Source organism: Weissella coleopterorum (assembly GCF_011304355.1).
Lineage (GTDB): Bacteria > Bacillota > Bacilli > Lactobacillales > Lactobacillaceae > Weissella > Weissella coleopterorum.
The window spans coordinates 25,893-38,411 of sequence record NZ_CP049888.1; the positions used below are offsets into that span (position 1 = coordinate 25,893).

A 12,519-nucleotide genomic window follows, 5' to 3' on the forward strand; every position below is an offset into this window, starting at 1 on the left:
CCACTATTTAAACGATTTCCATCGCTCATCATTGTTATAAATTACAATCGCTGACGGGAACGGCGCCGCATCTCCAGCTATCCCGTTATTTTCAAATTTAATACGTCCCCGTAGGAATCTAATCTCAGCCTTACCAAAAATGTAGTTATGCCAATAAGATGTGTCTGTCCTAGATGGTATTAATAAAACTATATTTCCTTGACGTTCCAAAGATGATTCATAGGCTTTCTTAATCCATTTGCTGAGTTCACGACCATACGGCGGGTTTAAGAATAAATTACCTTCTAATTTCGACCAATCAACTGTTAATGAATTTGTCTCAGGACTTATAAAATTATTTGCCTTTGTGTTGTCTTTTCTAGCTGCCAAGTCCCATGAAAAATTAAACTCACTATTCAGATCTTTGAACAAATCATCTGGCGTTTCCCAATCCTGTTTCTTAGATGAAAACATTAAATTTTCGTTCACAGTTCCACCCTTTCACTATTGATTCTGTCTGTCGCAATATCAAAATATTCCTGTTCAATTTCAATCCCGATAAAGTCACGATTAGTTCTAATTGCTGCAACTCCGGTTGACCCACTCCCCATTGTGTTATCCAAAATAATTTCATTTTCATTGGTATACGTTTTAATTAGATATTCCAGTAATTCCAATGGCTTTTGAGCTGGATGAAGCCCTCTAGCTCCTTTGGCTCTATTATTAAAAATTTGAACACTGGATGGAAATTTTAAATTAGGGTCATATTCAGCCTGAGTATTATTTCTTTTCATCTTTGATAACCCCTCGTTACCTTTATCGGAATTCGTCTTAAATCCCGCATTAATTCTTGATTTACCACTCTTGGCTCTAGGTTCTTTGATAGGGTTATATGTTGGCTGTTTTTTATAAAAAACCAAAATGTTTTCATGTTCTTTTAATGGTATTTTATGTGCCAACGCAAAATTACTTCCAACTACTTTCCTGTAAATCCATTCATAACGAAATAGTTTCATGTTGCTGGCAATTAACTTCGTTGTAAAAGGTTGACTACCAAATAATATGATTGCACCATTTTCTTTGATTATTCTTTCATATTGGTTCCATAACTCATCAAAAGGCACAATTACGTCCCACTTATTAGCAGTTGTCCCATACGGTAAATCCGCTAGTATCATATCAATTGAATTATTAGGCAACTTCGCCATCTCATCGAGAGTATCTCCATGAATCAACTTCATATCTCCACCCTTTCATATTCCAGCCCATCAAACTTGTTCTCAATGTATCGTTCATATTGAGGCGTGTTGCTTCGTTCCTTGTAGGCTTTGCGTAAATTATCTGTAAACTTCCACGACCGCTTGCCACGTTCATAGTGTTCTTGAAAGTAGCGGCCATCTTTATTTTTAAATGCGTATTTCATAATTTTGTTATCTTGACTAATTCTGGATGTAGATATGCATCTACAAATCCTTGTGCATTGTTATAAATAGGCTTGCCCTCTAGGACAATCATTACGTCAGCGTTAGGATTTTTTCGCATATCCCGTACGATGCCAGAGAATACTTCATTCAAGTAAATGAAATTATCTTTTTCCTCTTCATAACCCATTAAATAACCAATGGTTACATCGAAATATTGAGCTAATTTATGCCATATTTCTGCATTGGGTTCTGTTTTACCTAGCTCCCAATTATTAATCGTTGCCCTTGATTCATTTACAACTAAACCAAGATATTCAAGCGAAATATTATTATCCGCTCTCATTCTTCTGATTCTATTCATCAGCAATAACCTCTATCTATAATCATCTTGTCTAACTTAGTTTCTAACTCGGCTATCCGTTCATCACGCTCTGAGATACCAACTTTCAAATTTCTATTCTCATCTCGCAATGAAGCAATCAATTTAGCTTGTCTCTGTAATTTCAACGGATCACTTGGAATTATGTTCGCTGTCATCTCCAAACCTCCGATATAAATTTACAAATAACCAACTTAGAAATCCTGCATAAATTAAATCCATAAGTAATAGCAGGATCCCCATTACGGTGTAGGCGTTCCCGGTTTGAATCCAATCAATTGCAAATTCACTGATTGATACCGCCGTAATTCCTGAAATGATAATCACATCCAATACGCAAAACGTTAAGAATATTACCTTGATCAAGTTATATGCCTTTCGTCTAAATTTCATTACCATAACCCCGGTTCTGTGTTGTACTTGATTTCTCTTTCAAGCTGTTTAGCTTTTTCAGGTTCTAATTTTTTCAATTCATTAAAATCTGTATATCCCCACAACTTCGCTTCCTTTTCTAACTCTTTATAATCCATCTTCTTTTTGCTCCAATAAATTTTTTAGCTTATCCGTTATAACCTTTTCGTTCATGAAAAGCCTTTGCACTGTTGTACTCTTTGCTTAAATCCGACAAATCTTCGATCATATCTGTGACATCTTGATTGGTGTCATAATCTCCATTGAATTTTTTATCAATATCAGACAACTTCTCATTAAATCGATTTGTAATTGTATCTAATCCCATATCGTCACACTTTTTTCAAATGATTTAACTGTTCCAACAAATAACCCTTTGTCACCGTTAGAGAGTTAAGCATTCCATTTGCGATTGACGATTCTTTTGGATCATCAATATTTAAAGCAATATCAAGTTCTAACTTCTCTAACATGTTCGAGATAATATGGTGATTAGTTTTTAGAATTCGCTTTTCGATTTCAATATCTCTTGAATCCATCTTGCCCTCCTATTCAACCGTTGAAAGTCTTACGAATAACGCTTTCTTTGGTCCGTTCGTTTTTTTAACATGTAAATCTACAATCTGTGCATCATCAATATTTAATGCTTCTTGAATCGCGTCGTTAGTTGGCTTAGTTAAATTATCCAAATCTCTGGTGTTTCGCTTAGTTAACACCAATTTGTCAAAGATAAACGCAAGCTCACACTTCAACTCTGTTTCAGCTTCAATCTGTGCCAATTTAGTTTCATCTGCTAACTCTTCCAAAACTTCAATCACATAATCTTTATACTTTCGATATTTCGCGCCTCGATAAACTTGATTAGTTCGAGTGTTATGTTGTAAATCATTTCCCGAACCAAAATCAATATCGTCACGTAATTCGATCATTGCTTCAAAAATTTTCATTTAATTCATTCTTTCCTGTGACTGGTCTGTGCACTCTTTTTTTAACCCAACACAGCTCTAACTCGTTGTCTCCCAAACGATGTGTACAGTTCAACGGGTTAATGGTCGCCTATTTTATATATATATTCTTTTTATTTACTTTTTAACTATTAGTAAATCAATAAAGAAAATAAGAATAACTATACACAAACCGCTATACTTCAACGAATTAACCCAACACGCTACCCATCATTAAGTCGTCACATACCCTACTCTTGGATTACAACTGGTACATAACTCCACTTCTGTGTTTTATTTTTTTATGCCAATTCGACATCTTTCGTCCCCACGCTGTTAATGTCATTGGTTTAGCATCTTCTCCAATGTTTAATGATTCGAAAAAATCTGTGTAACTGTTGTATAAGTCATGAGCTTTAAATTCACCTGATTCTAATGTCTTGTGCCATAAATCGAATGGATCGGTTGCGACCATATCTTCTGAAATGTCATCTTCAATTTTCCAATCTTCTGCCATTGCTCTTTGAAACATCTCAACAGCGTATGGAATTAGTAGTGGTATTTCTTCTTGAAGCTCGTCCTCTGGGAACATTCGATTGCGCTTATCGATTTCAGCTTTATCAGCCATCGGTGCAATTGTTTTGATAATGTGTAATCGCCTTGTGATCGCTCCACCTGAATTGAAAATTGGCATCTCGTTTACATTTGCAATGATTTTTGCCGTGATCATATAATCAGTTCCATCAATCCCTTTACGTTCGACTGGGGACAATCCGCCACCGGTTACGGCTTTAAAAACATCGTCTTCTTTAAAACGAACTTTAGTTGCATCGTCATCTACCATGATGGCTTTACCGATAAATCTAGCCGTTTCAAATCGAGCGTTACCAGCTTGTAAATTTTTCAGTTTAAATGCTCCTACTCGTTCTTCTCCAAACAGTGCTTTGGCAATTTTTGATACTAGGTACGTTTTACCTGTACCTCCAACTGGATCGAGCAAAAACAATGCTCCTTGCCACCACCGCATATCGTTATAAAAGCCATATCCTAACCAAGCCCAAAATATTCTATCGTTGTTGCCAAACATGTACTTCACATATTTAATCCAAGTTTCGGGCAAGCGGTCATCATCTGACACTTCAAAATCAAATCCACCGATTATATTTTGATTTTTATCAGGCTTATCCAACATTCCTGTTTCTAGAGTTAGCGTTGCGTTCTTAAACGCCACATACTTCGTTTTAATGGAATCATCGAATGTTCTGCCTAATCCTACTAAATACTCTTTAACATCTCTCTGAAGCTCCCTTTTTTTCGTCTGAGAGACACTTAGCCTATCTGTGATACTAATAATTGAAACGTTCAAATTATTTATTACTTCAGATGGCTTTACTTGTTTCCAATATGACCCGTTCCAAATGTACCCATTCTCGTTCTTTATCAACGATTCAGCTTGTTCTGAATACCAGATCGCAAATTTTTCCACTGATGAAACTTTGTATTTAACATCGCCTTCTTTTCCAGTAGTCGTCCAATCAAGCCATGGGATATTAGAAACGAATTGAGCTGGGCTTAATTGAGTATCATTAATGTTCCACGGAATAATGGCATTTTCATTAAATCGTGCTAGTCCATCATTCGACATTCCTACCCCCTTAATAACCTTTTTAATTTCAAACCAATATCTTTTGTCGGATTATCCAAGTAAGCTGTTATTCCTGCCTGATCAAATCCATCATAAATTTCATCTGAATCACTAGTCGGGAATGCAACTTTAATTGCGCCAATAACTTTAACTAAGTTGTTGTCACGTTCGCCTTTATTCCAAGTAATTCTATTTTTGTTTGTATAACCAACAATAAAATCTGATAAATTTTCAGCTGATGGTTCATCTAATCCAGCCCAACCACTACCGTTTGAACTCATATTTGATTTTTTATACGGTGCTTTCGGTTGATATTTTGATTTAACGACATAACTGAACCGGTCTTGCTCTTCTTCAAGTGGACCAAACACACCTGTTTTTTTAAGTGGCAGTCCATTTAAACGACCAACAGTTTTAGCAGTTCCAATATCAAGTCCATAATTCAAAAGATTAAATCCAGTTTTAGCAAATAGTATTATCAATTCATCAACTGCTTGTGGTAGTAGTTCTGGCATAATTGGTTGACCAAGCGGAACGTATATCCGCCATCCACCAACATGTTTACCCGGACCAAACGAAGATGGAGTTTGCCATGCAAAGACATTTAATTTGGTTGTCTCTGTATAAAAATTAAAGAAATCTTCCAAAAATATATTTGCATCGACCACTAAATCTAAATCGAAAACAATTGCTTGTACGTCTTGAATATTGCTTCTATTTCGCACTAATCCTTGCTTTAAAGTAGATGGTGTAAAATATTGAGCTGAATATTCCTTGAAATCGTCAACGTGCTTGATTATTTCCACTTCATCAGGCAAACTATTTGCATATTCATAGATATTGAAATCTGCCACGGTGTCATAATTCCCAGCTACCCCAGATACTTTAAATGCATATGTCATAGCTTTTTATCCGAATGGGTCATTTGCGGGCGCTGCAACTGGCGTTGAACCGAATGGGTCAAATCCTTGGCTATCATCCGGTTGAATCATATCTCCTTGTGCCAACGGCTTCTTACCAGCGGCATGAGCTTGAGGACGTTGAGTCGTTTTATCAACTTCTGATCCATTTGGTAATAACGTTCCATAATCCGCAACTTCTGGGCGATAAGTTGTACGTTGTTTATAATCATTAGGCTTAAATTCTCGAACCTTCACAGCTAAACGCTTACCGACTAAAATCTGACTAACGTTTTTTAATTCAATTACTGCACCATCTTGGACTCCACCGATGGCATTAAATAATGCGTTAATATTTTTATAAAAACTAGGAGCTTCGCCATCAGTTCGAGCTTGGTCATCATTAAAATAATCACCAAAAATCATCTTTCCCTTTTCTGAACCATCTAGAACTTTATAAGTTAAGTTAAAACCTTCGCCTCCCATCGCGTTCGTCCCTAAATACTTAGCTTCAACAATTTCAACGTTGAAGTCTCCTGCAAAATCAATTACGCCCTTACGAATGTCTTGTGAGTTAAATGTAAATCCCATTGTTATTTCTCCTCTTGTTCTTCTGTTGTAGTATTTTTTGATTGAATTAATTCTTCTGCTTTGATTAGTGTGCGACTATCTAATCTGTTCTTAGCATGATTGCCGTTTTCTGTATCCAGATCAATCCAACGTTCCCCGCCGTCTTTATAAATTCGACCGACAATATCAAACGGTGCCATAAAGGCGTCAAACGTTTTCATATTCATATCTGGTTCAAAACGGCCTTTGCCGTCTAAACCAGATGAACCATTGTCAATTTGATGTGACGTTGCGACAATAGTTAAATTTGTGCTTCTTAACCACATTCCCAAATTTCTAAACCACAGTTGTAACTTCTGATAATTCTGACGACCATCTTTAGAAGCTCCATCAATATTTTCTAGTACCCAATTTTGTAGGGCCGTGACGTTGTCAATAAAAATAACCTCATGCTCACCCATAAAATTAGTTAGAGTTTCCATGGTTAGTTGTTGCATTCTAGCTGCATCACTCGCCTCAAAGGCAACTACATCAATATCAGCTGTATCGGTAATTGCATTAGTTGATCCGTCGTAACTTAGTAATAATTTTTTACCGGTAAATTGTTTGATTAAACTGGTCTTACCAGTTCCACCATCGCCGTAGATGAAGTACATATCTCCGACTTTGGGTATCTCTCCTGCCTTATAAAATTTCATTTTCACCCTACTTCCAATGAATTGTTTTGCCGTTTTCCAGAATAGTAATTCGTTCTAGATCGTTTGAAATATCGTCGCCAAATTTCTTCTTCAATTGAGTATGTGATTTCAAAACAACCGAATCCCAACCGTATTTTTCAACAAACATTTTTTTCAAATCATTATTATCAATCGGCACGATCTTAGTTTGTCGATTACGATACTCAACTCCATAAAATTGTTGTCCTGTATCCAGCCGAGTTTTCAACTCTTCCATGATTAATTTCTTGGGCTTGTCGAAGTATTTAATATTTCGTGCCAGGTCTTCTATTTCGTCATTGGACTTCATTTGAAGACGCTTTTCGTCTAGTAATTCTGGCAGTCCGTGAGCTTGACCATTTTCATCAATGATTGATAATCCAAAGTTATCCATGACTGCCTCCTAATTTGGAACTTGTCCGTTATCTGACGGCTCAACTGTCATGTGCTCCATTCCAAATCTAATTAGTTGCGTACCTAATTCACGCATAGGGATACCAAGCTGACCGCTTAATTCTTTCAATTCAGAATGAACTTCTGCATTCATCCAAACTGGATTATACTTAGCGTCTTTTGTGTCTCGTGCTTTTAAAACTAACTTTTCCATGATAAAATTCTCCTGTATTCTTACATTGACTAGCTATGCTTGCAGGCGGCTAGTCTTTTTTGTGTTTGTGAGTTCATGACTTATCCTTTCCACACCAATGCAATTGATAACGCAATAATCGCAAGTGATTGGATAATGCTAATTTTCCAAAGTGATTTAATATGATTTTGCATATCTAAGATCGCAAATCTATTATTACGAACTTCTGACGTTTCCTTTTTTTGAGCATCTAACATTAAATTTATGTTGCTATCGGTTTCAGCGATTTCTTTGGCCACAAATTTAAAATTAGTGTTAGTTCGATCGACGATATTATCAATACGTACATTTGTATCGCTGTTCATTTCCATATTGAGAGATGATATGTTCTGCAAATCATCTACCTGACTAGATAACTCTTGCTTCTTACTTTGCCGTTTGTTCATTAGGCATCACCTTTCTGGGCTTCATACGTTCTACATAAGCATTACGGTTGTATTCATAATGAGTGACCCAAGTGTCGTCAGCATTTAAATCACGTAACTCTTCCAGAGCTAAGTCAAATACAGCCAAATCACGCCAAAAGTTCCCACTACTAATACCTTCAAAGAAAATATCGTTCATACGATCGAATGCAGCTTGAATCTTCCATTGACGTTCAGTATTACGCTTAAGCTTTTTAAGCTTGTTAATTTGACCTTGTTGAGCAGCTTCTAGTTCCAAGATGACTTTCATCTCTTCTTCAGTTTCAAAACTGATATTATCAATTTCAAACATTGCCATCTTTGCTGCGATTAATGCCTCATCCATTTGTTTCATTCCTTCTCTCCTAATGTGAATTTTGATAACGTTGGTCTTCCATAATGTCCTTTAATTCATTCGGAATATTCTGGATACCTAGTACAACCAATGCTCCTAATACGAATGCTATTAATGTGTAAAACATTATTGATTACCCACCTTTTCTGAATATTTTTCTAACCATTCATCGAGATCACGTTTATCGTAAAACTCAATAACGTGGCCTTTATCAACCATCGTTCTATGTGGTATTTCAGATTTAAGCTCATAAAACTTCGTCTTACCAAACGGCAAATGATTGATTGCCTGCTTATCATCTTTGATCCAAGGTGAGTCGTTATTCTTCTCACGTATGGCATCAGCAAGATTATTAACTGCTTCAACTATTCCTTTCATTATTTTTCCTCCAAGCCGGGATGACTTTTAATTTAGCAACATATTGATTGCTACTGGAGCAAGTACATTAATAACTTCTTCACTGTTCTCAAATGATTTCGCCCACTCCATTAATTCTTGACTACGTTCTACTTTTTCGTTAATGTGGTTAACTTCTTGATCAGATGCTTCAATCGAATCCATTGCTTCTCTTAACGGATTCAACACCTTAAATAAATCACGCTCCGCTTTGTTTAATAAAAGTTCACTCAATTCAGAATCGTTAGTTGCTCGTGCAATATCAATCATTAAATTGGCGCGTTCAATAGTAGATTCAACATGCGCATTTAATGAATCGATCATGGTGTTAATTAGTTCAATCTGTTTATCCTTATTAGTCATAATTATTTCTCCTTATAGTTCAATTCCAAGCTTTTGTGCAGCACGTTTTTGAATCTCAATGTCTTTTGGTGTAGCATTACCAGCCAACGCTCGAGACAATTGTGCCGGATTAACATCTAACAAGCGTGCCAATTCTATTTGCTTCATATTGTTATCGAATAATGCAATTTTGAATTTCCTCTTAATAGATGAAGATGCATGTTCAAGTTCCGTCATCTTATTACCCCTTTCTGTAATTAATTCATCAAGTTGTTGCATTTTTTATAACAATAGTTTAATATAAATGCATACGAAATAACACGAAACAAACCCTATACAATACCGTTCGCTCGCCAAAGTTTACGTATTTACAGGCTGTTTTTTGTTACTCAATTACTTGATGAATTAAATTCTAAACTATAGTTACAGATATTGCAACTATTTTTATAACAATAGTTTAAATTTAGATCTGTCAATCACAGGAGATCTATTGATATGACTGACTTAACACAACAACAAAAATTCGAAAGAATTAAAAAAATATCTCGTGATAAGGGAATGAGTTTATCTCAATTAAATAAAAAGGCGAATATGAAGGATAATGTAATTTATTCTTGGAAGTCCAAAGAGCCTAGTGCTACAGCTATTAAAAAAGTTGCTGACGTTTTAGGCGTTTCGGTTGACTACTTATTAGGTAACGCCGATGAAATGCTACCTAATAAAGAAGGCACCACCAACGAGCCAGTGGATAACTCAATTGAAGGAATAAAGGCACGGTTAGTCTCTTATGACGGTTCGCCCGTTACAGATCATGATGCCAAATTGATTAAGCAATATCTTGATACTCTATTTGAAGGTCGTGAATAAATGGAAGAAATTGAAAACTATATATGGGAAGATGTCACCAAATTAATCAAGAATATTTCTTTTGATTTGGTTAATTTGCCTATGAATAAGCCAGCTTATACCGACCCTTCAAATGACATAATATTTTATAACGAATCAACCATCTCAATTTATTCAATCACAGAAGAATATTTCCATGCTCTTTTGAAACATCAAAGAAGGTATGATCAATATGATTTTCTGAATCCAGCTGAGCACGAAGCGCATGACCTTGCATTAAAATATTTATATAAAGAATGGGATAAATACGATCTTCCGTCAGATTATCTTAGATTTACGGAAGCTATGAATCCACCATATCATCTCTGCAATAAGATAGAGGATCATTTTACATCTGAAATTAAAATGGTTTAATTTAATTTGTGAATAAAATACGTGCTGAATATCCACGATAAACTGTTCATTTTAAGGAGTATGTAATATGAGTAAGAAGATCACTGACGAGAACGGAAATACTTACGTTCAACAGAAGCCTTTCTATAAGCGCGTCTGGTTTTGGATCTTAGCAATTATTGTTCTTATTGTTATTGGTGCAAATATGGGGTCAGATTCCGATGATAAGTCAACCGAATCATCAAGCGAATCTACTTCAAGTGTAAATAAAGTTTCTAGTTCTAACTCGACAGCTTCAGATGAAGATAGTATCCCCACCGGTGAATCAACTACTCTCACTGCTGGAACTTGGACGGTTGGAAAAGATATTAAACCAGGAATATATGTCCTTACCACTCCTACTGGTTCAGGTAACGTTAGTTCCGAAAATTCTAAAAGCGATGATATTAATATAATTCTTTCGTCAACTATGGAAGACTCTGATCTAGATGTCACTAATTACCGTGCTATTTTATCAGATGGTCAAGAAATTAAAATTGAAGGACTACAAAATGTTAATTTTCAGGTAGATAAGCCACTTGGTAACGTTGGCACTGAAAAATATATCAGTGGACAATACATCATCGGTGCAGATATAAAACCAGGGCGTTATAAGATTGACGCGGACTTAGGTTCAGGAAATATAATGACCGACGATGGTGAATTAAACGAAATATTGTCTACTAACCCTGAAGACGATGAAATTTCTTCAACTACTGTTAATTTCACCAAGGGTCAAGTATTGTCAACAGACTTGAATAGAATTCAACTTACACAACAATAAGCCAAATAAAAAAACGCATATCCCTGACTCCGCTAAAAGTAAGGATATGCGTAACAAATGAAAGCAACTGCAGTAGCTCTTTCAGGTATTTATTATACCAGACCTGAGCATGTCTTTAAACTACTTGCTCATGAGCTTTCCAATCCAAGCCGGGATGCAAAGAAAGGAAATTAAAATGAGTTATACAAAACAATCTGACGGGACATATTCTGTTCGCGTCCGCTACTCCGATTCTCTTGGCAAGCGCCACGAGAAAAAGAAAAAAGGTATCAAAACGCTCACTGCCGCCAAGAAGTGGGAACGCGATACCTTAACTAAAATTGATGATGGAGAGTTCGATAAGTTTAGTTCAAACATGACTTTAAACGATGCTTTCAAAACTTGGTTAGATAGCTACTCTCAAAAAGTCTTACCATCAACATATCGTAAAGCTGAAAACTTTATCAACGTTCATATTTTAACACCAAAATGGTTTGATCAGGTAAAAGTCGATAAAATTACATCAGTCATGCTTCAAACTTATATTAATGAGTTAAGTACACTGAATGTTAATTATCGAAAAAACTTATATCCATTTAAGCAAGTCATGACTACTCTGGTTTCACTAGAAGTTATTAATAAGAACCCATTTGATAAAGTTACATTCCCAAAAGCTAAACCTGCCCCGGTATTTATGGATCGTGTTGATTACTATAAGAAGGATCAACTAAAACAATTTTTAGATACTGCCGAAAGTTTGTACGCTGATAAAAAATATCATGTATACACTCTCTTCCGACTTCTATCGTTTTCTGGAATGCGGAAAGGTGAGGCCCTGGCTTTGGCTTGGAAAGATGTTAATTTTGATGATTATACAATTGACATTAATAAAGCTCTTTCAGTTGATAAGAATGGACGAACTATTTTGAGTACGACTAAGACCAAAGCTGGCACACGTATCGTAAAACTCGATAAAAAGACCATTGACGTGCTGAAACATTATCAAGCAATTCAATCTACATTAATTTTAAAAAACGGTCTAACGGCTAAAGGATTGATTTTCACGGGGGATGATCTACAATCTTATATGACAGTTCGACATCCACGCGTGTGGTGCGAAAAAATCACAAAGAAAGCAGATTTACCCCGGATTAAAATTCACGGCTTCAGACACACTTATGCTACACTTTCAGCTCAAGCTGGAATGAACATCAAACAGTTACAATATCAATTGGGACATGATGATGTTCAAACAACCTTGGCAATTTATACCGCTGTTACAGAGGAAATGAAAGCTACTACTGCTGATATTTTTACCAGTCTAGTAAATTTCTAAAAAGTACCCACCTAGGTACCCTTTTATTCGAA

General features: G+C 35.8%; 23 protein-coding genes. 4 read left to right on the top strand and 19 right to left on the bottom strand.

Annotation, left to right across the window (positions count from 1 at the left end; all coding sequences use genetic code 11):
* Positions 1–3: 3 nt before the first annotated feature.
* The 19 genes from G7084_RS00190 to G7084_RS00280 form a co-directional block, all read right to left on the bottom strand.
* Positions 4–468: a phage N-6-adenine-methyltransferase gene (locus G7084_RS00190; RefSeq protein ID WP_246163805.1), complete on the bottom strand. Its 465-nt coding sequence runs from the start codon at positions 466–468 to the stop codon at positions 4–6.
* A complete protein-coding gene (locus G7084_RS00195) occupies positions 465–1,220 on the bottom strand; it encodes a DNA-methyltransferase (RefSeq protein ID WP_166008938.1) in 756 nt (251 codons plus the stop codon). Before G7084_RS00195 ends, G7084_RS00190 begins: the two co-directional genes overlap by 4 nt.
* Before the next feature lie 178 nt (positions 1,221–1,398).
* The gene (locus tag G7084_RS00200) at positions 1,399–1,764 is read right to left on the bottom strand and encodes a helix-turn-helix transcriptional regulator (protein ID WP_166008940.1); all 366 of its coding nucleotides are present in this window, start codon (positions 1,762–1,764) and stop codon (positions 1,399–1,401) included.
* Positions 1,764–1,940: a hypothetical protein gene (locus G7084_RS00205; RefSeq protein ID WP_166008942.1), complete on the bottom strand. Its 177-nt coding sequence runs from the start codon at positions 1,938–1,940 to the stop codon at positions 1,764–1,766. The genes G7084_RS00200 and G7084_RS00205 overlap by 1 nt, the downstream gene beginning before the upstream one ends.
* Positions 1,941–2,174: 234 nt before the next feature.
* Positions 2,175–2,312, bottom strand: coding sequence for a hypothetical protein (locus G7084_RS00210; protein WP_166008944.1), 138 nt, complete (start codon positions 2,310–2,312; stop codon positions 2,175–2,177).
* 29 nt (positions 2,313–2,341) lie between these two features.
* Positions 2,342–2,521, bottom strand: coding sequence for a hypothetical protein (locus G7084_RS00215; protein ID WP_166008946.1), 180 nt, complete (start codon positions 2,519–2,521; stop codon positions 2,342–2,344).
* A 4-nt stretch (positions 2,522–2,525) separates the two neighbouring features.
* Complete coding sequence (locus G7084_RS00220; RefSeq protein WP_166008948.1) at positions 2,526–2,732, bottom strand: hypothetical protein; 207 nt, start codon at positions 2,730–2,732, stop codon at positions 2,526–2,528.
* 9 nt (positions 2,733–2,741) lie between these two features.
* Entirely contained in the window at positions 2,742–3,140 is a 399-nt protein-coding gene (locus G7084_RS00225) for a RusA family crossover junction endodeoxyribonuclease (RefSeq protein WP_166008950.1), read from the bottom strand.
* Between the two features lie 259 nt (positions 3,141–3,399).
* Entirely contained in the window at positions 3,400–4,782 is a 1,383-nt protein-coding gene (locus tag G7084_RS00230) for a DUF5906 domain-containing protein (RefSeq protein WP_166008952.1), read from the bottom strand.
* A 2-nt stretch (positions 4,783–4,784) separates the two neighbouring features.
* Complete coding sequence (locus G7084_RS00235; RefSeq protein ID WP_166008954.1) at positions 4,785–5,684, bottom strand: hypothetical protein; 900 nt, start codon at positions 5,682–5,684, stop codon at positions 4,785–4,787.
* Positions 5,685–5,690: 6 nt separating this feature from the next.
* A complete protein-coding gene (locus G7084_RS00240) occupies positions 5,691–6,272 on the bottom strand; it encodes a DUF669 domain-containing protein (protein WP_166008956.1) in 582 nt (193 codons plus the stop codon).
* Positions 6,273–6,274: 2 nt separating this feature from the next.
* On the bottom strand, positions 6,275–6,949 hold the full coding sequence (locus tag G7084_RS00245; protein WP_166008958.1) for an AAA family ATPase: 675 nt from the start codon (positions 6,947–6,949) through the stop codon (positions 6,275–6,277).
* Positions 6,950–6,956: 7 nt separating this feature from the next.
* Positions 6,957–7,361, bottom strand: coding sequence for a hypothetical protein (locus G7084_RS00250; RefSeq protein ID WP_166008960.1), 405 nt, complete (start codon positions 7,359–7,361; stop codon positions 6,957–6,959).
* Between the two features lie 9 nt (positions 7,362–7,370).
* Positions 7,371–7,574, bottom strand: a complete 204-nt coding sequence (locus tag G7084_RS00255) for a hypothetical protein (RefSeq protein ID WP_166008962.1) — start codon at positions 7,572–7,574, stop codon at positions 7,371–7,373.
* Positions 7,575–7,654: 80 nt separating this feature from the next.
* A complete protein-coding gene (locus G7084_RS00260; protein ID WP_166008964.1) occupies positions 7,655–7,999 on the bottom strand; it encodes a hypothetical protein in 345 nt (114 codons plus the stop codon).
* Positions 7,980–8,372, bottom strand: a complete 393-nt coding sequence (locus G7084_RS00265; RefSeq protein WP_166008966.1) for a hypothetical protein — start codon at positions 8,370–8,372, stop codon at positions 7,980–7,982. Before G7084_RS00265 ends, G7084_RS00260 begins: the two co-directional genes overlap by 20 nt.
* Before the next feature lie 126 nt (positions 8,373–8,498).
* Positions 8,499–8,750: a hypothetical protein gene (locus G7084_RS00270; RefSeq protein WP_166008968.1), complete on the bottom strand. Its 252-nt coding sequence runs from the start codon at positions 8,748–8,750 to the stop codon at positions 8,499–8,501.
* A gap of 27 nt (positions 8,751–8,777) precedes the next feature.
* Positions 8,778–9,131 (bottom strand): hypothetical protein, encoded by a 354-nt coding sequence (locus G7084_RS00275; RefSeq protein WP_166008970.1) that lies wholly within the window; start codon positions 9,129–9,131, stop codon positions 8,778–8,780.
* 12 nt (positions 9,132–9,143) lie between these two features.
* The gene (locus tag G7084_RS00280; RefSeq protein WP_246163807.1) at positions 9,144–9,389 is read right to left on the bottom strand and encodes a transcriptional regulator; all 246 of its coding nucleotides are present in this window, start codon (positions 9,387–9,389) and stop codon (positions 9,144–9,146) included.
* A gap of 216 nt (positions 9,390–9,605) precedes the next feature.
* Between G7084_RS00280 and G7084_RS00285 the strand changes: the two genes are divergently transcribed.
* The 4 genes from G7084_RS00285 to G7084_RS00300 all read left to right on the top strand — a co-directional run bounded on the left by G7084_RS00285 (position 9,606) and on the right by G7084_RS00300 (position 12,487).
* Positions 9,606–9,977 carry a helix-turn-helix domain-containing protein gene (locus tag G7084_RS00285; protein ID WP_166008974.1) on the top strand — a complete coding sequence of 124 codons (372 nt, stop codon included), beginning with the start codon at positions 9,606–9,608 and terminating at the stop codon, positions 9,975–9,977.
* Complete coding sequence (locus G7084_RS00290) at positions 9,978–10,370, top strand: hypothetical protein (RefSeq protein WP_166008976.1); 393 nt, start codon at positions 9,978–9,980, stop codon at positions 10,368–10,370.
* A 67-nt stretch (positions 10,371–10,437) separates the two neighbouring features.
* Positions 10,438–11,172 carry a hypothetical protein gene (locus G7084_RS00295; protein ID WP_166008978.1) on the top strand — a complete coding sequence of 245 codons (735 nt, stop codon included), beginning with the start codon at positions 10,438–10,440 and terminating at the stop codon, positions 11,170–11,172.
* Positions 11,173–11,347: 175 nt separating this feature from the next.
* On the top strand, positions 11,348–12,487 hold the full coding sequence (locus tag G7084_RS00300) for a tyrosine-type recombinase/integrase (RefSeq protein WP_166008980.1): 1,140 nt from the start codon (positions 11,348–11,350) through the stop codon (positions 12,485–12,487).
* Positions 12,488–12,519: the final 32 nt, after the last annotated feature.

Bases quoted from the DNA above. Each gene is read 5' to 3' on its own strand.
- G7084_RS00280 (WP_246163807.1), bottom strand. From the start codon at position 9,389: ATGCAACAACTTGATGAATTAATTACAGAAAGGGGTAATAAGATGACG.
- G7084_RS00200 (WP_166008940.1), bottom strand. From the start codon at position 1,764: ATGAATAGAATCAGAAGAATGAGAGCGGATAATAATATTTCGCTTGAA.
- G7084_RS00235 (WP_166008954.1), bottom strand. From the start codon at position 5,684: ATGACATATGCATTTAAAGTATCTGGGGTAGCTGGGAATTATGACACC.
- G7084_RS00265 (WP_166008966.1), bottom strand. From the start codon at position 8,372: ATGAAACAAATGGATGAGGCATTAATCGCAGCAAAGATGGCAATGTTT.
- G7084_RS00215 (WP_166008946.1), bottom strand. From the start codon at position 2,521: ATGGGATTAGATACAATTACAAATCGATTTAATGAGAAGTTGTCTGAT.
- G7084_RS00270 (WP_166008968.1), bottom strand. From the start codon at position 8,750: ATGAAAGGAATAGTTGAAGCAGTTAATAATCTTGCTGATGCCATACGT.
- G7084_RS00300 (WP_166008980.1), top strand. From the start codon at position 11,348: ATGAGTTATACAAAACAATCTGACGGGACATATTCTGTTCGCGTCCGC.
- G7084_RS00290 (WP_166008976.1), top strand. From the start codon at position 9,978: ATGGAAGAAATTGAAAACTATATATGGGAAGATGTCACCAAATTAATC.
- G7084_RS00225 (WP_166008950.1), bottom strand. From the start codon at position 3,140: ATGAAAATTTTTGAAGCAATGATCGAATTACGTGACGATATTGATTTT.
- G7084_RS00240 (WP_166008956.1), bottom strand. From the start codon at position 6,272: ATGGGATTTACATTTAACTCACAAGACATTCGTAAGGGCGTAATTGAT.
- G7084_RS00250 (WP_166008960.1), bottom strand. From the start codon at position 7,361: ATGGATAACTTTGGATTATCAATCATTGATGAAAATGGTCAAGCTCAC.
- G7084_RS00220 (WP_166008948.1), bottom strand. From the start codon at position 2,732: ATGGATTCAAGAGATATTGAAATCGAAAAGCGAATTCTAAAAACTAAT.
- G7084_RS00285 (WP_166008974.1), top strand. From the start codon at position 9,606: ATGACTGACTTAACACAACAACAAAAATTCGAAAGAATTAAAAAAATA.
- G7084_RS00245 (WP_166008958.1), bottom strand. From the start codon at position 6,949: ATGAAATTTTATAAGGCAGGAGAGATACCCAAAGTCGGAGATATGTAC.
- G7084_RS00295 (WP_166008978.1), top strand. From the start codon at position 10,438: ATGAGTAAGAAGATCACTGACGAGAACGGAAATACTTACGTTCAACAG.
- G7084_RS00230 (WP_166008952.1), bottom strand. From the start codon at position 4,782: ATGTCGAATGATGGACTAGCACGATTTAATGAAAATGCCATTATTCCG.
- G7084_RS00210 (WP_166008944.1), bottom strand. From the start codon at position 2,312: ATGGATTATAAAGAGTTAGAAAAGGAAGCGAAGTTGTGGGGATATACA.
- G7084_RS00275 (WP_166008970.1), bottom strand. From the start codon at position 9,131: ATGACTAATAAGGATAAACAGATTGAACTAATTAACACCATGATCGAT.
- G7084_RS00195 (WP_166008938.1), bottom strand. From the start codon at position 1,220: ATGAAGTTGATTCATGGAGATACTCTCGATGAGATGGCGAAGTTGCCT.
- G7084_RS00255 (WP_166008962.1), bottom strand. From the start codon at position 7,574: ATGGAAAAGTTAGTTTTAAAAGCACGAGACACAAAAGACGCTAAGTAT.
- G7084_RS00260 (WP_166008964.1), bottom strand. From the start codon at position 7,999: ATGAACAAACGGCAAAGTAAGAAGCAAGAGTTATCTAGTCAGGTAGAT.
- G7084_RS00205 (WP_166008942.1), bottom strand. From the start codon at position 1,940: ATGACAGCGAACATAATTCCAAGTGATCCGTTGAAATTACAGAGACAA.